Here is a 17,888-nt window from a genome sequence, read left to right on the forward strand (position 1 = left end):
CCTAAGGTTGCGTTAATCTTGGTTCGCGAAAATAGCCTCATGACCACGAGGATATTTTTATGAAATCGATGTTTGTTCGTCCCGCCAGCGAGTATCTGGCGATTGCAGTGAGCCTGTTCGCCGTCGTGAGTTTTCTGACCATCTGGTTCACCCGCTAAAACGCCACGCTGTGGCGTTTTTCTTTTTGTAACCCACTGAAGAATCTGTGCATCTGAAGATGACAAATTTGTCATCTTCCTCTTTCCATTCTGTTCGGTAGCCTTCGATAAACTGGTGAAAAATGACAACGCTCGTCGAGGCACCATGGCTTTTCAATCCAAACACTCCCTTCTGCTGATCGTCGGTTTGATCGTCGGCGGAAGCGGCTGGTATTTCTGGCCGAAACAACAGGCCGATGCGGCCGTGAAACCGCTACCGATTACCCTGGCAACGCAAGGCCATGTGGTGCCGCTCAACCAGGTGGACATCCAGGCGCAACTGACTGGCACGGTAAAAAGCGTCGATTTCCATGAAGGGGATTTCGTTAAAGCCGGGCAGCGACTTTTTACGCTTGATGATGCCAGCCAGCAGGCCGCCTATGATCGGGCGGTGGCCGCTGCAGGGGAATCCAAACCGCTTCTAGTAAAAGCGCAGAATGATCTGCAACGCGGTCGCATGTTAAAAGCGAAAAACTATATCTCTCTGTCTGACTGGGACACGCTGCAAAGTAACCTTCAGCAGTATCAGTCTCAGTTCAAGGCCGCACAGCAAGATGTGCAAACCGCACAGGTCAACCTTGGCTATACGCGCATTACCGCGCCTGTTGGCGGCAAAACCGGGGCGCTGAATGTGCATCCCGGCAGCCTGGTGCAGCCCGGCAGCACATTGCCACTGGTATCACTCATTCAGTTCGATCCGATTGGTGTCGCGTTTACCCTGCCTGAGAACGATTTGAAACCGGTACTGGCTGCCCAAACCCAGGGACCGGTGACCGTCTGGGTTGAGGATGCCAGCGGTAAGCCGACACAAGGCACCCTCGACTTCATTGATAACAGCGTCAACACCACTAGCGGCACCATTACGCTTAAAGCCCATTTCGATAACCATCAGCACCTGTTGTGGCCCGGTCTGTTCCAGAACGTCAAAGTTGATGCGGGCGTCACGCCAGATGCCGTTGTCCTGCCACCGCAGGCAGTGCAAAACGGGCCCGAGGGTCATTTCGTCTATGTGATTGATGCACACAACCAGGCGCAAGCACAGACGGTCACACTGCTACGCGTGCAGCAGTCTCTGGCGGTGATTAATGGACTCGCGCAGGGCACTAAAGTGGTGAATGAGGGTGCGAATAATTTGCGCCCCGGCATCAGGGTGCAGATTGCCAGCAACATTGATAAGGCGGTCATGCAGCCATGAGTTTCTCTGAACGTTGTTTGCAGCGGCCAATTGCCGTACTGCTGTTTTGGATTGCCATCATGGTGGCGGGTGTGGTGTGCTGGCAGCATTTGCCCGTCGCTGCCCTGCCCACTTTTGATACGCCTACCATCAAAGTGAACGCCTCACTGTCAGGCGCCAGCCCGGAAACCATGGCTTCCTCAGTGGCCACTCCACTGGAAAAAAATCTGGCGACCATTCCGGGTGTGGCGACTATGACTTCGACTAACCTTGAGGGCGCAACTACCATCGTGCTGGAGTTTGATCCCTCGGTGAACATCGATTCAGCCTCGGTAGATGTGCAGGCCGCGCTATATCAGTCACTGAAAAAGTTGCCTTCGCAGATGACCACGCCGCCGACCTTCCGCAAGGTCAATCCAGCGGATGCACCGATTGCACAGATCAGTCTGGATTCACCCTCCATGACGCTCTCCGATCTTAACCGTTACTCGGACGATCTGATTTCACCGTCGCTGTCGATGATCAAGGGCGTAGCGGAAGTCACGGTGATTGGTCAGAAGCGCTATGCCGTGCGCGTGGAAGTCGATCCCGCCAAACTCGCCGCCACCAACATGACGCTGGAAGAGTTGCACACCGCGCTGAAAGCGGCCAACGACAATTCCCCGGTGGGTGAGTTGGATGGCAAGAGGCAGATGATGATGTTGCAGACCCGCGGTGACCTGCGCAATGCCAGCGATTTCAGCCAGGTGGTGGTAGCAACGCGCAATGGCCAGCCGGTCAGGCTTTCAGACATTGCCAGCGTGCAGGACAGCATTGAAAACACGCTGAGCCACAGTGCCGTGAACAATCACACCGCCATCGTGCTGAGCGTGACGCGCCAGCCGGGTGCCAATCTGGTGGCGACGCTCGACACCATCAAGCAGCTGTTACCGAAATTGCAGCAGCAGATGCCTGCTTCGGTTCACATGCAGCTGCTCAATGACCGTTCGATCTCGGTGCGCAACGCTATTCACGACGTCAATCTCACCCTGCTGCTGACCATTGCGCTGGTGATTATGGTGATCCTGCTGTTCCTGCGTCACGTGCGCGCCACGGTGATCCCCGCGTTAAGCGTACCGATTTCGCTGCTGGGATCTTTTGGCCTGATGTACGCCTTTGGCTTGAGTCTCGATAACATTTCCCTGATGGGTTTGACCATCGCCGTCGGGCTGGTGGTGGATGATGCCATTGTGGTGCTGGAAAATATCATGCGCTACATCGAACAGGGTGAAGATCCCAAACACGCGGCATTAAAAGGCGTCAGAGAAGTCGGCTTCACGGTGATCTCCATCTCGCTGTCGCTGGTGGCGGTGTTTATCCCCATCTTCTTTATGCCCGGCACCATGGGACTGCTCTTCCATGAATTTGCCTGGGTGGTGTCACTGGCGATTCTGGTTTCCGCTGCCGCCTCACTTACCATCATCCCACTGCTGGTACCGATGTTAATGCGCCATGATACCGATCACGCAAAACCAGAGCCGACGTGGAGCCGTCTGTTTGAACGCGGGTTTGAGACGCTGCGTCAGCACTATGCGCGCGGATTAAATTGGGCGGTGGATCATCGTGCCGTGACGCTTTCGGTCGCCGTGTTGACCATCGCGTTGACGGCCTGGCTGTATATCAGTGCACCGAAAGGGTTCTTCCCACAGGAGGATATCGGCCAGGTCACGGCAAACATCGACACGCCGCAGGATATGTCCTACGAAGCGCGTAAACAGGTGGCCTTCCAGTTGGGCAATACGTTGTTAAATGACAGTGCGGTAGAGACGCTGGTGACGAAAGTGGATCACGACACGACTCAGCTTAACATTACGTTAAAGGACGCCAGCCAGCGCCCGGCGATGGCGCAAGTGTTGCAACAGATGCGCGCCGAAACCCACTACTTACCTGGCATTCAGGTGTTCTTCAGCCCGGTGCAAAACTTTAAAGTGGGTGGCCGTGCGGCAAAAAGTACCTATCAGTACACGCTGCAATCGGTGAGCAGCAGCAGTGGCTTAAGTCTTAACGACTACACTAATCAACTGATGGCCGAGATGAACAAGAGCGGCGTGTTTGTCGGGGTGAACAGCGATGCCCAGCTGAATGGCCTGCAGGCGCAACTCACCATTGACCGCAATAAAGCCTCTTTGCTGGGTGTCGATCTCGACCAGATCCGCAGCAATTTGTACGCCGCCTTCGGCACATTGCAGGCTTCCACCATCTACGCCCCGGAAGACAGCTATGAGGTGATCATGGAAGTGCAGCAGCCTTTCCGACAGAACGAGAGCGATCTGTCACAAATCTATGTTCGCTCTGCTTCGGGCGATCTGTTGCCGCTGTCGACCTTTACGCATATTAGCCGCGTGCAGGGCGTGACCGCCGTGAACCATCAGGGGCAGTTACCAGCCATCACCATTTCATTTGACCTGGCACCCGGTAAGTCGCTGTCCGATGCGACGCAAGCCATTAGTCAGGCAGAGAGTGCCATCAACCTTCCCGCCACGGTATTCGGTAACTACGCCGGGCAAGCTGCGCTGTACCAGCAGTCGCAGAGCAGCCAGGTGTGGTTGATTGTGCTGGCACTGGCGGTGATTTATGTGATTCTCGGCATGCTGTATGAGAGCTGGATTCATCCCATCACGATTCTGCTGGGCCTGCCATCCGCTGCCGTGGGCGCGCTGCTGTCGTTGCGGCTCATGGGGTTGGATCTGACCTTCATCGCCATGATTGGTATTTTGTTGCTGATCGGCATTGTGAAGAAGAACGCCATCATGATGATCGATTTTGCGCTATCTGCGCAGCGTGAACAGGGGCTAAGTGCCCATGACGCCATTATTCAAGCCTGCCTGCAGCGTTTCCGCCCGATCATGATGACCACCCTTTGCGCCATTATGGGGGCGCTGCCGATTGCCTGCGGCTGGGGTGCCGGTGCCGAGTTACGCCAGCCGATGGGTGTCGCCGTGGTCGGTGGTCTGGTGTTTTCGCAATTCATTACCCTGTTTATCACCCCGGTGCTGTATTTGCTGTTTGATCGTACCGGTGCACGTCTGGATGCGCTGACCCACGCGACGGAGGAAGGATGAGATTGTTATTAGTGGAAGACCAGCAGATGGCGGCGGACTACATCGCCAAAGGGCTGCGCGAGAATGACTTCGTGGTGGATGTGGCCGCCAACGGTATAGATGGCTTGCACCTGCTGCTGACGCACGACTATGACCTGGCGATACTGGATGTGATGTTGCCGGGTATCAATGGCTGGAAGCTGCTTGAGATGGCGCGGCAGGCCGACCGCGCGACGCCAGTGATGTTTCTCACGGCACGGGATGATGTCGAGGACCGGGTTAAAGGGTTAGAACTTGGCGCGGAAGATTACCTGATCAAGCCCTTCTCTTTTAGCGAACTGCTGGCCCGCGCGCGGGTAATCCTGCGCCGTCAGACACCCAGCGCGGTATTAAGCAGCGACGAATCGCAGTTGCAGATTGGCGGGCTGGTGCTGGACTTTGTGAAGCACAAGGTCACACGCGAAGGCAACCGTATCGAACTGACGCAGAAGGAGTTTTTGTTGTTAAGCCTGTTGATGCGCCGCAGTGGCGAAGTCCTGTCGCGCACAGTGATCGCCGAGCAGGTGTGGGACATGAATTTCGATCCCGAAACCAACGTGATTGATGTCGCTATCCGCCGTCTGCGCGGCAAAATTGATGATAACTATGCGGTAAAACTGCTGCACACCATTCGGGGTGCCGGTTATGTCCTGGAAGAAAAAGAGCATGCTGATACCCCGTAACGTCCCGATTACCGTTCGACTCACCCTTTTCTTCTCTCTGGCGATGGCGATTGTGCTGTACAGCGTCTCCGGCCTGCTTTATCAGACATTGCGCGACCAGCTCAACAGCAAAGATGTCAATGAGTTGCGCAGTACACTGCAGTTCCAGAAAGAGATTGCCAGCACCATCAGCGAACGCCAGGGGCCACAGGAACAGTGGCAGAAGGAGTTGTTTGAATTTATCGCCGAGCAGGATCGTTTGTCGCTGCGCATTATCAGTCCGGATGGCAAAGTCTGGTCTCAGTCAAAAAATATTCGCGTGCCGCAATCGGCTTATCCTGCCCCGACCAAAGATTTTAACTACCAGAGCTGGAAGCATCATGACGGTGAGCTGCACGAGAAGTATCTGATTACCGCCACCACTTTCCCTCTCAAGGATAAAGAGCTGTGGTTGGTGCAGGCCGCGCTCAACGTCTCACGCAATAATGAAATCATCGAAAATTATTGGGCGCGCATGCAGATGGCTGCTGCGCTGGCGATCCTGCTGTTTGCCGCCTGCGGCTATGGTCTGGCACGTCGTGGCCTGCGTCCGCTGCGGGTGATCAGCCGTCAGATTGAAACCATCAACGTCGAAGAATTGCATACGCGTTTGGCCACCGAGCGCTGGCCGTCGGAGTTGGTGGTGTTGGCCTCATCATTCGACAGTATGCTCACGCGACTGGAAGCGTCTTTTGCCCAACTCACGCGCTTCTCTTCTGACCTCGCCCATGAGCTGCGCGCACCGATCAATAATCTGATTTCAGCGGCGAGCGTGACCCTGAATCAACCACGCAGCACAGCGGAGTACCAGGATACGTTAGAGGCGATAGTGGAAGAAGGTGAACGCTTGTCGCGCACCGTCTCTTCCATGCTTTTTCTGGCCCGCGCCGATAATAGCCGCGAGCCGTTGAAAAAAGAGCCGCTAAATAGCGCCAATGAATTCCGGCGTTTAATTGGTTTTTACGACATTCTGGCTGAGGAGAAAAACATCACGCTGATACAAGCCGGCGATGAGTCATTCTCTGCCGATCCGCTGCATTTTCAGCGCGCCATCTCTAACCTGCTGTCGAATGCCCTGCACTACACGCCTGCAGGCGGTGAGATCATTCTGCGCGCTGTCCGCGAACCTCACTGGCTGCACTTTAGCGTGCAGGATAATGGTGAGGGCATTGAGCCTGAGCATCTTCCGTATCTGTTTGAGCGTTTTTATCGTGCCGATCCTTCACGCACTAGTGCAGAAAATACCGGTCTGGGATTAGCGATCGTGAAAACCATCGCCGAGTTACACGGCGGTAAAGTGGCGGTCATCAGCAAGCCAGGCCAGGGCAGCACCTTTACCTTCTCGATACCGCAATAAACCCGCCTGTCAGAATTGTCATCTTCAGGTTTGAGTGTGGTCACTGCCACCGTGAGAAAATAACACTATCAACACAACAGTTGTTATTAACCACGAGGTGACCACCATGAAACAGAAATTATTGATGATACTTGTAGCCGCGTTTTCCCTGCTAGCCGTCACTCAGGTTGAAGCCAATATCGGCGTTGAACGCACCGCCAATACCTGGCTATTAACCCCCGCCAGTTGGCATCCCGGCACACCGAATAAATTGTACGAGAATTATCCTTTCGATCTAGGCGAACGGAAAATTAATATGGGGGATGAGGATCAATATCACCACGTCAATAATGACAGTAACCTACATCCCCTGACCGATAAATCCGTCCACTCACCGGTTTATCAGCAGCAATAAGATAGTTAATTCGCTGGCGAATGCTTGCCAGCGTAGGTCCTTTTTGAATGAGGCCGCTATTTTCTAAAATGGCGGCCTTTTTATATATATGAACATGTTGGTGGGGGCCGCAGCACCTCTGCTGCGGCCGGGCCGTCCTCGCGCCGCTTCGCGGTGCCTTCGGCTGCAACGCCGTGCCGGCCGGACCGTTCGGGTACGGCCATCCAGGCCTACCCGAACTGCCTGTCGCATCCCTGCGACTGGCTCCTGGCACAACGTCTCCGCCTCAGCGCTGCGAATAGCCCTTGCAGCATCAGAGGGGCTGTGGCCTCAAACACTGTGCCCCCTGTAGCAATAAAAGGGTTATCGCCTTAGCCATCGCGCCCTTTGTGGCAGTAAAAGCGCTAACGTCTTCACCATCGCGCCCTCTCCAACAGCGTATACAGAAGTTAGCAAGCAGGCTGGTGCCGCTCAGGGGATGGCATTTCGCAGCGCTGAACGGAATGAGGAAGCCAGGAGAGCCAGCATGGATGCTGGCGAAAGGTGCAGCCGGGACAGGGAAAGTCCCGTCTGCGCCGGTCCGTCAGGCTGACGAGTGAAGTGAAGGTACCGCGTCAGGGGCGCGAGGACAGCCAGCCACTGAGCGACAGCAGACTGCGTTATCACCTGTACCGCCAGCCACTGAGCGACACCAGACTGCGTTATCACCTGTACCGCCAGCCCCTGAGCGGCACCAGACTACGTTATCACCTGAACCGCCAGCCCCTGAGCGGCACCAGACTGCGTTATCACCGATTGCTTTTAGAGCAACGTTTAAACTGCCTTTCGCCGCAACCACCACCACAGCGCAGGCAAGCTCAGATAGAGCGCTATCATAATCGACGTAAACAAATCCCCCGGCCAGTGCATACCCAGCGCCAGACGGCTGATAATCACGCCATATGCCCACAACATCACCAGCCCAGCCAACAGCCACTTACCCCGCGCCATCAGCAGCGCCACCGCCATTAATGCCCAGGTAGCAGCAAAGATCGTGTGCCCGGAAGGAAAGGCAGGATCGACCTGTTGAAGCCAGTGCTGCTTCTGCCAATCAGGAATCTGGAGGTTATTAGCCAACCGCTGGGTAACCAGCTGCCGCCGCTGGGCAGGATCATCCTGGTAAAAGTGGCGATCAATCTCACTGTCCGTCTGACTCAGCCACACCACATAGGGGCGTGGCTCGTGGTTGGTCTTTTTGATCTCGCTGACCGCCACTTGTCCAACGATCACTGGCAATAACATCACCAACGCAAATTTAAGCCACTCTCCCCGACGAATATTCAACGTATAAATCAAAACAAACAACATTAACGCAGACGTGATAAAGCCAAACGGTTGACTCACGGTCTGCGTCAGCACATAAAACCACCATAACAGCGCGGATTGATCGTTGGCATTCCAGCTCCAGTGAATTCCCCAGGAAATAAAGGAATAGCAAACAACAATGCACAACTGATGAACAGCGCAATAAAAGGGCTGCGTAAAAATCGCATCGGTTTAATCATCCGTCAATTAATGTTTTGCGCGCGTGAGCTTTAAATAACCCAATAAATACGTATTCAAATTGCAGAGTTTATCAAACAGCGGTGTGAGTAGCGGTTCCGCTTTATTAACAGCGAAGGCACACCCCAGTGCCACCAGCACCGAACCCAACATATCGCCGGGGAAATGCACCCCCATATAGATTCGACCCCAGGCAATAAATCCGCTCATCACCAGCAGCACGGCACCTGATATCTGCCGTTGGCTAAATAACAAACTCATCGTAATCGCACAGGCCAGTGTCATATGATCGCTGGGGAAAGAAGCGTCGGCGACATGGGAAATAAAGGTGTGGCCAATCGGCACCATAAACGGTCGTGGATGAGGGAAGAAATCTCCGATGATCACGTTGAGGGTTAAAGCGATCAGCGATGTCAGTAAAGCAGACAACGCCGCCTGTTGCTTATCACGGTTAAAACTGAACCAATAAACCAGCAATGCCAGCGGATATATCAATATCAGCCACGTCGCGCAGACATTGCCAAAACTCAGCATTGCCGTCGATGCATGCGCCGGCGCATTCAGCAGCAGGAAAACCGTGTCGTTAATATTTTCCGCATTTTCAGATGTCAGAAACATCGCTATCTCCTTGTAATCAATTAAGCCAGTGGCAGGGAAACACTTACCTTCAAACCCGATGGGAAGCGCGTGGCGGCTGATAGCGCCACCTCACCCTGCATGCGAACCAGCATGGCGCGGACAATCGACAAACCTAAGCCTGAGCCGTTGGCGTCATTGCCTTCCATGCGATAAAAAGCGTCAAACACCCGATGGTGCTTATCGGCGGGAATACCCGGACCGGAGTCTTCGATGGTGATCAACACCTGGCGGGGATGCTGTTCGATAGCGATATCGATGCATCCGCCCTCCGGCGTGTAGTGGATGGCGTTGTGCAACAGATTGCGCAGCGCGGTATAGAGATCAGAGGGGCGCGCCATCACCACCGCATCACTGATGCTGAGCACCCCCAGATCCTGGGCTTTGTGCTCAGCTAACGGATGCAGATCGGCAATCACCTGCTTCATCACCGCAAAAACCTGTGTGCGCTCCACGGGCGGCAGCACTCCGGCTTCACCACTTTGAGCGCGGCTCAGCGTCAGCAACTGCTCCACCAGCCAACTGGCGCGTTGCATCCCGGCACGCAAATCACTTAGCCGATGCTGGCTCTCCGGCGGCAGTTCGCTACTTGCCAGCCGTTCGGATTGCAGTATCAGCGCCGTCAGCGGTGAGCGAAGTTCGTGGGCGGCATCCGCAACAAAACGTCGTTGCTGCGTGATGGCATCAGAAGATCGTTGTAGCAAGCGATTGATGGCAGTGATAAAGGGCTGAATTTCATGCGGAATTGTCGCGCCACTCAGTGACATTGACGCACTGTCGCGTTGCTGATCGACCTCCGCCGCCAGTTGGCGAATCGGGCGGAAAATCTTCTTTACCAGATCGGCAATCAGATACAGCAGTACCGGAAAAAGAATGCCAAATGGTACTAATGTTCGTAGCGCCGAAGAGAGCGCAACGTTTTCCTGTACCGAAGCACGTTGCGCCACCGCCACGCGCACGCCACCAGCCATGTTTTCTATCAGCACGCGATAGCGTTGTTGATTGACTTTCAGCGTGTGAAAACCCGCCTCAAGCTGTGCAGGCAGTGCAAAATCAGCAACGGGCGCCGCAGCAGGCATGATGAAGTGCACCACAATGCGCGAGCCCTCCTCATCCTGAAGCGGCGGGCTGATGAAACTGCTCTTACCGGGCGCCAACATGCCATCTTTCGCCAGACTGGCGATTTGTTGCAGCGACGAATCCTGCAACTCATGCGCTTCATCCCAGGCAGAGAGAAAACCCAACACCCCGCTGAGAAAAGCGATACTGCCGACAGCAACACACAAAACCAGCGACAGACGTAATTGCACTGATTCACTCAGGCGTCTTTTGAGACTTTCCATCCCACGCCCCGCACGTTCTGAATCGCATCACTACCGAGCTTTTTACGCAGCGAATGAATGAAGTACTCAATCGCGTTGCTCTCAACCTCTTCGCCCCAGCCGTAAATTTTGCTTTCTAGCTCGCTGCGCGAAAAAATCTGACCGGGCTGGGCGATTAACGCCTGCAACAGGGCATACTCTCGGGCAGATAGCGTGTGGGTTTCATCGCGTTGAAGATGACACACCTGCCGGGTTGCCGGATTGAGGGTCAAGAGCCCATTGCTCATCAGCGGCGAGGCATTCCCTGCTTTGCGCCGCATCACCGCACGTGCGCGTGCCAACAGTTCACTCATGGCAAAGGGCTTGAGCACATAATCATCGGCACCCGCATCCAGACCCTTCAAACGATCTTCCAGTGCATCGCGTGCGGTAACAATCAGCAGCGGTACCTGATTCCCTTGCTGACGCAGTTGCTTCAGCACTTCAACGCCATCACGACGCGGTAAACCCAGATCAAGCAGCACCAAATCGTAGTGGTGAGCCGTCAGACTCAGCAGCGCCTGTTCGCCATCACGCACCCAATCAGCGGCGTAGGCGGCATCTTTCAGCGCCGCATACACTGCATCACCGATCATGCGGTCATCTTCAACCAGCAGCACTCTCATGACTCTTCCTGCTGAGCAGGACGCATCACCGCGGTCAGCACCGGCAGCAGTGAAACGCCAATAATGCCGAGCGCCAGCCATTCGCGGTGATCGCGCACCCAGGCCAGATCACCCAGGAAATAGCCGAGCGCGATGAAACTTCCACACCACGCCAGACCGCCCGCAAAATTCCAGAGTAAAAATGCAGAGCGAGGCATGGACGACAGCCCCGCGACAAAGGGCGCAACGCTACGAACAATCGGCACGAAGCGACCAATAAAGACGGTGGCTGCGCCATATTTGCGAAAGAAAGCTTCCGTCTTTTCCCGATGCTGAACCTTCAGCCATTGACGCCGCAAAATAAAACGCCCCACCGCCCCTTTGCCAATATGGTAATTCAACGTATCGCCGATAAAAGCGGCGGCGGTTAACAGAGCGATCACCAGCAAGGGTGAAACAGATGTCGCCGGTAAAAAGGCGCCTAATGTGAATAACAGTGAATCGCCGGGTAAAAACGGCACAATCACCAGGCCGGTTTCGCATAAAATAATCACCGCGACAATGGCCACCACATATAAAGGGTCGGCATTTACCAACGCTATCAAGTGACTGCCCGAGAGATAATCCATCAGATGCTGCAACATATTTTCATTCCTGATCTGTTTAGAGTTTGGATATCTGGCGCGATGAGTGGCCGTACAACGTTGATGCGCCGATTAATATCGCCATCACAAGCAGGAAAATAATATTGACCGGCGTGGTGCCATAGCCCAATCCGCCCTCTTTCATCGGCTGAGAGAACAGATCGGCGAGTGAAGCCCCCAATGGGCGCGTCAGAACGTAAATCGTCCAGAAACAGGTCACGCTGCTGAGTCTACTTACGCGCCATAATACGGCTGTCGCAGCAATCAACACGGCAAACAACAGCGTGGTGGTCAGATAGCCTAACGATAATCTTTCGGCCAACGCATCGCCCAACGCGGTACCAAAAGCGAAGGTGATCATAATGGCGAGCCAATAATAGAGTTCACGGCCTTTCGTATTGATGGATGCGAATTCCAGTGTGCCCTCGGTGCGATGCCAAAACATCAACACCATTACCAGCCCCGAACCAAACATCGCCACAGAATAAAGCAATGGGACCTGCAGTTGGTCGGTCAGATAATCAGTCAATAACGTACCGGTAATGCTCACCATTAACACCGTGAGCCAATACAACCAGGGGATATAACGCGGTGCGCGCAACTGAATCAGTAATACGCATAAAAATAACAACGCAGAAATAATCGATGTGCCGGTCAGACCCAATCCTAGTCCAAAGTTTATCCAGTCCGCTCCGGTTTCACCTACCGTTGTGGACATCATTTTTAGCACCCAAAACAACAGCGTGGCTTGAGGTACTTTCGCTTTTAATTCTGTAAAGGTGTCAGTCATGATCGGTGTCCCCGTCAACATATTGCGCCCATGATGAACGGGGAAACTTAAATCTCCCTTAAAACAAAAAAATAGTTCCCCTGATGAAAGCTTTTCTTAAAAGTGGAGAATTACACCTCGTTCTTAATGTTCAATTAAGGATTCCCTGAATGTGCTTACTTTTATTCGATACCTTCACGACATTCAGCGTGAAATAATTTTACCTTGAAATAAATAACCAAACTGAGTTCACAAAAGCTGTAAAAACTTTACAGGGTGGATTGCATCGGGGTCGCAATGGGTTACTGTTAAATTCTTGTAACAAATGTAACCAAAAGGATCTGTATGAAAACCTCACTGCGTTTTTTAACAACCTCTGTCATGGCTGGGCTCTCCTTCTCTGCGATCGCCGCTGTGCCTGCTGGTTATCCCGCTGATTATCAGAAAGTCATTGATGCAGCGACAAAAGAGGGAAAAGTGGTGGTGTATTCAACCACTGACACTAAGGCTGCTGGCCCGTTAATTAAAGGCTTTGAGTCGCTCTATCCGGGCATCAAAGTTGAATATAACGACATGAACAGCACCGAACTCTACAACCGTTACATCAGTGAACAGGCCTCCGGCAGCGGCAGCGGTGATGTGGTGTGGAGCTCATCCATGGATACCGCGTTGAAGCTGGCCACCGACTACGCTGCGGAATATGCCTCGCCTGAGCAGAGTAAAATTCCAAAATGGGCGGTGTGGCAAAATAAAGCCTACGGCACGACCTACGAACCGGTAGTGTTTATTTACAACAACAAACTCATCCCGAAAGACACCGCGCCTGATTCTCACACCGCGCTGGCAAAAATGATTTCAGCCGATCCGGCTAAATTTAAAAACAAAGTGACCACCTACGATATTGAAAAATCGGGATTAGGTTTCATGTTGACGGTTCAGGACAGCAAAGTGGATCCGCAATATAAAGAAAACCTGGCAGGTATGGCGAAAGGTGGCCTGACCGTACAGTCTTCTACTGGCACCATGATGGAGCGCGTATCATCGGGTGAAAACCTGATTGGTTATAACATTCTCGGTTCCTATGCCGAAGCCCGGGCTAAAAACGATCCGGCGTTGGGCATCGCCTATCCAAAAGATTACATTCTGGTGTTATCACGCGTCTCGTTTATCACTGAAGACGGTGAGCATGAGAACGCGGCCAAATTGTGGCTGGACTACGTGTTGTCAGAAAAAGGGCAAAGCATCCTGGCGAATCAGGCGGATATCCCTTCACTGCGTAATGATATCGAAGGTAAAAACGATATCGATGGTATGACCAAAATGCTGGGTGATGCCCTGAAGCCGATTCCTGTAGACGAATCACTGCTGGAATATCTGGAACCGGCGAAGCGCCTGGAATTTATTAAGCAGTGGCGCACCGCTGCAGGGAAATAACGATCCCGATGTTATGCGCCAGCAATGGCGCATAGCTTTCCTCTCGCCTCCGGTGTTTGACAGGGTTGGCATATGACCAGGTTACTGAAAAAGTGGCAAAGTTTGCCACGTGCATTGATTGTTCTGATCACCGCATTGGTTATTTACGTGCCGCTGATGTTTATTGTGGTACAGAGTTTTCTTTCGGCGCCCTTCTTTGCCAAAAAGAAAGCGCTGACGTTCGGTTCATTTGAGTTTATTTTCTCTGATCCTGATTTTTATAAGGCGCTGGAGTCTGGCTTTATTCTGGCGTTTGGTCTGGTGATCATTGCCATTCCGCTCGGCGGTATTCTGGCTTTCCTGATGGTCAGAACCAATCTGCCAGGACGCCGCCTGATTGAACCATTGATTCTGGTCCCGATATTTGTTTCACCGATGGTGCTGGCCTTTGGCTATGTGGTTGCCGCCGGGCCAGTGGGTTTCTTGTCTCAGTGGGCGAATCAGCTGTTTGGCGTGGTGCCGTGGAACATCTATTCGATGACCAGCATTGTGGTGATCGCGGGACTAACACATGTGCCGCATGCCTATCTCTATATCTCATCAGCACTGCGCAGCGTGAGCTCAGATGTGGAAGAAGCGGCGCGAACGGTGGGTGCCTCACCCTTGCAGGTGATGACTTCGGTCAGCCTGCCGATGGTGCGCCCTTCGATTCTGTATGCCTGCGTGCTGCTGTTCTTTCTGGGACTGGAAGTATTCGGCCTGATGCTGGTGTTGGGCGATCCGGAAGGCAACATGGTGCTCGCCACCTACCTGTATAAGCTGACCAATAAGCTCGGCACCCCGTCTTACCACCTGATGGCCGCTGTCGCCGTGGTGCTGATCTGCTTCACCGTGCCCCTGGTGATGCTACAGCGCTGGCTGATGCGTACCGCCAACCGTTTTGTCACCATGAAAGGCAAAGCCTCACAAGCCCGCGCCCTGCCGCTGGGTAAATGGCGCTGGATTGCCGGTGCGGTGGTGTTGACCTGGCTCACCGTCACCATCGGCGTGCCGCTTCTGGGTGTGGTGATGCGCGCTTTCATCTCTCACTGGGGTGTCGGCGTCTCACTGTGGGATGAAATATCCTTCGCGACCTTCCGCAGTATCTGGGATCAACCCAATCTGTTGCGTGCCATCGTCAACTCGATGCTGATTGGCGTCATTGGTGGCGCGATTGCGGTGATCTGTTATCTGTTTGTGGGTATCGCGATGCACCGTAAACAGGATCAGGTTACGCGCTTCCTGGATTACAGCGTGCTGGTACCTCGCGCCGTACCGGGGCTGTTAGCCGGTCTGGCTTTTCTCTGGGTATTCCTGTTCATCCCGATGTGGCTGGATCAGTCACTGAAAAATGGTTGGCTCTCCAGCCTGCCGGTTGCCGACTGGCTGCGCGAGAACTTTATCGTTTGGCTCCGTTCGTTGCGTCAAACCATCTTTAGCGTCTGGCTGGCCTACACCGTGGTGTGGATGGCTTACGGATTACGTCTGATTTCATCAACGCTGTTGCAGGTCGGCCCGGAACTGGAAGAGGCCGCGCGCAGCGTGGGCGCGACTCCCGGACAGACCACGCGCCATGTGACCGTGCCGCTATCACGTCACGGCCTGATAGGCTCGTGGCTGCTGATGTTCCTGATTTTTGAGCGCGAATACTCAACGGGCGTTTATCTGCTGTCACCCGGCACCGAAACCATCGGTTCAATGCTGGTTTCACTGTGGTCTGCGGGTGCCATTGATATCGTGGCTGCGCTCTCCCTGATTAATATCGTGCTGGTGGTGGTCGGCCTCGGCATCGCTTTACGCTTTGGAGTGAAATTACATGATTGAATTATCGGTAGATAACTTGCATCTGATGTACGGCGATAATCCGGTATTGAAAGGCGTATCAATGCAGTTGAAAAAAGGCGAGGTGGTTTCACTGCTGGGACCGTCAGGCAGCGGCAAGACCACCTTATTGCGCGCCGTGGCGGGTCTGGAAAAACCGTCACAGGGGCGTATCACTATCGGCAAAAATGTGGTGTTTGACGGCACGCCAAAAAGCGAGATTCCGGCCGAAGAGCGCAATCTCGGCCTGGTGTTTCAGTCCTACGCGCTGTGGCCGCACAAAACTGTGTTTGAGAACGTGGCCTACCCGCTCAAGTTGCGCAAAGTGGCCACAGCAGAGATGAATCAACGCGTTCAGGCGGTGTTGGATCAACTGGGTCTCGGGCATCTTGGCAAACGCCATCCGCATCAGCTTTCCGGCGGTCAGCAGCAGCGCGTGGCGATTGGTCGAGCGCTGGTCTATAACCCGCCCGTGATTTTGCTGGATGAGCCGCTCTCCAACCTGGATGCCAAATTGCGTGAAGAGGCACGCGTGTTTTTACGCGAGCTGATTATTCGACTCGGATTATCTGCCTTGATGGTGACGCACGACCAAAATGAAGCCATGGCGATCTCTGACCGCATTCTGCTGCTCAACAATGGCGTGATTGAACAGCAAGGCACACCGCAGGAGATGTACAGCCAGCCTTCTACGCTGTTTGCCGCAGAGTTTATGGGTAGCAACAATCGTCTGCACGGCAAAATCACCCACGTTGAAGGCGGGCGGGCTCGTATTGCCGGAGCGAAATGGGCGCTATGGGGTAAGCCGAGCGGCGAGGTGCGTGTTGGGCAGGAAGGCACAGCGGTGATACGTGTCGAGCGTATGAATGTGGCTGACACCACGGATGATAACGCGCTCGAACTGCCCCTGCTCACCAGCATGTATTTAGGCGACCGCTGGGAATACCTGTTCCGTACCGAAGGGGATGATTTTGCGTTGCGTGCGTATGGCAAAGAGTTCCGCGGCAATCAGCGCTTCCGCGTCTCACTGCCCAAAGAGGATCTGTGGATTTTCGCAAAAAGCTAATTCCGACCTGACCAGGTTGCCCCCTGCCGCGCATCTGCGGCAGGGGGAAAATAAAAGTCATCTATATTACACAAATTAACCAACAATATTTTTCGCATCGTGCAAGCCCGGCGAAAATATCTAATGAGGTTGCTGGAGAGCGTCATTTATAGAATACTGTTGCGCCATAAATGTTTTCATGTCCAGGATGGATTGATGTCAGCTTTCCCTTTTTATATCGCTTTGTTTTTACTGGTGTGCGTTGCCCTAGTCTGGAGCGGGTTAATTCTGGACCTGTTTGGTATGCGCTGCTGGATGCACCAGCTGACTGACTTTATGGAAACCCAATTAAAAGGGCCCGACTCCTTTCAATAACGAATATCTCAGTGAATTCCCACCCAGAAATTTCCTTGACATGACAAGTTTGTCATCTGGCGCTAAAAAATCACGGCTTTAAGCTTTGCTTAAGAAATTGATGGTTGAATCACCTCCAATAACCCGGAGGTAATAATCGTGATCACGACGACGTATTCATTACTCAAAGAAAAAACCCGCTATTTACAGGCATTTTTCGCCAACCCGCGCGCATTTGGTTCAATCGCACCCTCTTCTTCCGCGCTGTGTCGCAGCATGTCAGGGGCCGTAAACTGGCAGCAGACGCAACGGATTGCGGAACTCGGCGCTGGCGATGGTGTGCTGACACGTCATTTACTGCAAAGCATGAGAGCCGATGCAACGCTGGCGGCATATGAAATCAATCCGCAATTAGCCCATAAGCTTAATGCGTTCAACGATCTGCGTTTGACGGTGCACACTGATTCAGCAGAAAAGTTAGGCACCGGCTACGATGCGATTTTCTCAGGTTTACCGCTGCTATCCCTGCCGCAGGCGCTGCGTGAAAGGATGATGATACAAATCAGTCGTGCACTGAATCCCGGAGGCGTGTTTGTGCAATTTCAATATACGTCGCTGTCGGAACCCCTCTTGTCACAGCATTTTTACTGGACGCGCACACGCGTAATGCGCAACCTGCCACCGGCCTTTGTTTACCGATGCCAGGCTGCGGTCATGGCGTAGGGGTTGCCCGGCGTT

15 protein-coding genes are annotated in these 17,888 nt (G+C 53.6%); 9 read left to right on the plus strand and 6 right to left on the minus strand.

From position 1 onward, the window contains the following. Positions 1–303: 303 nt before the first annotated feature. The 5 genes from IAE30_RS01695 (at position 304) to IAE30_RS01715 (ending at position 6,942) form a co-directional block, all read left to right on the plus strand. Positions 304–1,392 (plus strand): efflux RND transporter periplasmic adaptor subunit, encoded by a 1,089-nt coding sequence (locus IAE30_RS01695; RefSeq protein ID WP_200678051.1) that lies wholly within the window; start codon positions 304–306, stop codon positions 1,390–1,392. Next, positions 1,389–4,472, plus strand: coding sequence for an efflux RND transporter permease subunit (locus tag IAE30_RS01700; protein ID WP_200678053.1), 3,084 nt, complete (start codon positions 1,389–1,391; stop codon positions 4,470–4,472). The genes IAE30_RS01695 and IAE30_RS01700 overlap by 4 nt, the downstream gene beginning before the upstream one ends. Next, on the plus strand, positions 4,469–5,173 hold the full coding sequence (locus IAE30_RS01705) for a heavy metal response regulator transcription factor (protein WP_200678055.1): 705 nt from the start codon (positions 4,469–4,471) through the stop codon (positions 5,171–5,173). The genes IAE30_RS01700 and IAE30_RS01705 overlap by 4 nt, the downstream gene beginning before the upstream one ends. Continuing rightward, complete coding sequence (locus tag IAE30_RS01710) at positions 5,157–6,548, plus strand: heavy metal sensor histidine kinase (protein ID WP_200678057.1); 1,392 nt, start codon at positions 5,157–5,159, stop codon at positions 6,546–6,548. Before IAE30_RS01705 ends, IAE30_RS01710 begins: the two co-directional genes overlap by 17 nt. Before the next feature lie 106 nt (positions 6,549–6,654). After that, on the plus strand, positions 6,655–6,942 hold the full coding sequence (locus tag IAE30_RS01715; protein ID WP_045815449.1) for a hypothetical protein: 288 nt from the start codon (positions 6,655–6,657) through the stop codon (positions 6,940–6,942). A gap of 792 nt (positions 6,943–7,734) precedes the next feature. Here IAE30_RS01715 and IAE30_RS01720 read toward each other — a convergent pair. The 6 genes from IAE30_RS01720 to IAE30_RS01745 are packed head-to-tail and all read right to left on the minus strand — an operon-like array spanning position 7,735 to position 12,499. Beyond that, positions 7,735–8,412 (minus strand): phosphatase PAP2 family protein, encoded by a 678-nt coding sequence (locus tag IAE30_RS01720; RefSeq protein WP_200678065.1) that lies wholly within the window; start codon positions 8,410–8,412, stop codon positions 7,735–7,737. A gap of 60 nt (positions 8,413–8,472) precedes the next feature. Continuing rightward, on the minus strand, positions 8,473–9,081 hold the full coding sequence (locus IAE30_RS01725) for an undecaprenyl-diphosphatase (RefSeq protein ID WP_200678067.1): 609 nt from the start codon (positions 9,079–9,081) through the stop codon (positions 8,473–8,475). A 20-nt stretch (positions 9,082–9,101) separates the two neighbouring features. After that, the gene (locus tag IAE30_RS01730; protein ID WP_200678069.1) at positions 9,102–10,442 is read right to left on the minus strand and encodes an ATP-binding protein; all 1,341 of its coding nucleotides are present in this window, start codon (positions 10,440–10,442) and stop codon (positions 9,102–9,104) included. Further along, positions 10,418–11,086, minus strand: coding sequence for a response regulator transcription factor (locus IAE30_RS01735; RefSeq protein WP_200678071.1), 669 nt, complete (start codon positions 11,084–11,086; stop codon positions 10,418–10,420). The genes IAE30_RS01730 and IAE30_RS01735 overlap by 25 nt, the downstream gene beginning before the upstream one ends. Beyond that, positions 11,083–11,709, minus strand: coding sequence for a VTT domain-containing protein (locus IAE30_RS01740; RefSeq protein ID WP_200678073.1), 627 nt, complete (start codon positions 11,707–11,709; stop codon positions 11,083–11,085). Before IAE30_RS01740 ends, IAE30_RS01735 begins: the two co-directional genes overlap by 4 nt. Positions 11,710–11,728: 19 nt before the next feature. After that, entirely contained in the window at positions 11,729–12,499 is a 771-nt protein-coding gene (locus IAE30_RS01745; protein ID WP_200678075.1) for a hypothetical protein, read from the minus strand. A 324-nt stretch (positions 12,500–12,823) separates the two neighbouring features. On the opposite strand from IAE30_RS01745, the gene IAE30_RS01750 reads away from it, so the two are divergent. The 4 genes from IAE30_RS01750 (at position 12,824) to IAE30_RS01765 (ending at position 17,873) form a co-directional block, all read left to right on the plus strand. Continuing rightward, complete coding sequence (locus IAE30_RS01750) at positions 12,824–13,912, plus strand: ABC transporter substrate-binding protein (protein WP_200678077.1); 1,089 nt, start codon at positions 12,824–12,826, stop codon at positions 13,910–13,912. Positions 13,913–13,984: 72 nt separating this feature from the next. Next, complete coding sequence (locus IAE30_RS01755; RefSeq protein ID WP_200678079.1) at positions 13,985–15,754, plus strand: iron ABC transporter permease; 1,770 nt, start codon at positions 13,985–13,987, stop codon at positions 15,752–15,754. Further along, the gene (locus IAE30_RS01760; RefSeq protein ID WP_200678081.1) at positions 15,747–16,817 is read left to right on the plus strand and encodes an ABC transporter ATP-binding protein; all 1,071 of its coding nucleotides are present in this window, start codon (positions 15,747–15,749) and stop codon (positions 16,815–16,817) included. Before IAE30_RS01755 ends, IAE30_RS01760 begins: the two co-directional genes overlap by 8 nt. 492 nt (positions 16,818–17,309) lie before the next feature. Then, positions 17,310–17,873 carry a methyltransferase domain-containing protein gene (locus tag IAE30_RS01765; protein WP_200678083.1) on the plus strand — a complete coding sequence of 188 codons (564 nt, stop codon included), beginning with the start codon at positions 17,310–17,312 and terminating at the stop codon, positions 17,871–17,873. Positions 17,874–17,888 lie beyond the last annotated feature (15 nt).

It is taken from the genome of Pantoea sp. S61 (genome assembly GCF_016625145.1).
Classification (GTDB): Bacteria; Pseudomonadota; Gammaproteobacteria; order Enterobacterales; family Enterobacteriaceae; genus Pantoea; species Pantoea rwandensis_B.

Coding starts and splice junctions, on each gene's coding strand:
- IAE30_RS01695 (WP_200678051.1), top strand. CDS start 304: ATGGCTTTTCAATCCAAACACTCCCTTCTGCTGATCGTCGGTTTGATC.
- IAE30_RS01700 (WP_200678053.1), top strand. CDS start 1,389: ATGAGTTTCTCTGAACGTTGTTTGCAGCGGCCAATTGCCGTACTGCTG.
- IAE30_RS01705 (WP_200678055.1), top strand. CDS start 4,469: ATGAGATTGTTATTAGTGGAAGACCAGCAGATGGCGGCGGACTACATC.
- IAE30_RS01710 (WP_200678057.1), top strand. CDS start 5,157: ATGCTGATACCCCGTAACGTCCCGATTACCGTTCGACTCACCCTTTTC.
- IAE30_RS01715 (WP_045815449.1), top strand. CDS start 6,655: ATGAAACAGAAATTATTGATGATACTTGTAGCCGCGTTTTCCCTGCTA.
- IAE30_RS01725 (WP_200678067.1), bottom strand. CDS start 9,081: ATGTTTCTGACATCTGAAAATGCGGAAAATATTAACGACACGGTTTTC.
- IAE30_RS01730 (WP_200678069.1), bottom strand. CDS start 10,442: ATGGAAAGTCTCAAAAGACGCCTGAGTGAATCAGTGCAATTACGTCTG.
- IAE30_RS01735 (WP_200678071.1), bottom strand. CDS start 11,086: ATGAGAGTGCTGCTGGTTGAAGATGACCGCATGATCGGTGATGCAGTG.
- IAE30_RS01740 (WP_200678073.1), bottom strand. CDS start 11,709: ATGTTGCAGCATCTGATGGATTATCTCTCGGGCAGTCACTTGATAGCG.
- IAE30_RS01745 (WP_200678075.1), bottom strand. CDS start 12,499: ATGACTGACACCTTTACAGAATTAAAAGCGAAAGTACCTCAAGCCACG.
- IAE30_RS01750 (WP_200678077.1), top strand. CDS start 12,824: ATGAAAACCTCACTGCGTTTTTTAACAACCTCTGTCATGGCTGGGCTC.
- IAE30_RS01755 (WP_200678079.1), top strand. CDS start 13,985: ATGACCAGGTTACTGAAAAAGTGGCAAAGTTTGCCACGTGCATTGATT.
- IAE30_RS01760 (WP_200678081.1), top strand. CDS start 15,747: ATGATTGAATTATCGGTAGATAACTTGCATCTGATGTACGGCGATAAT.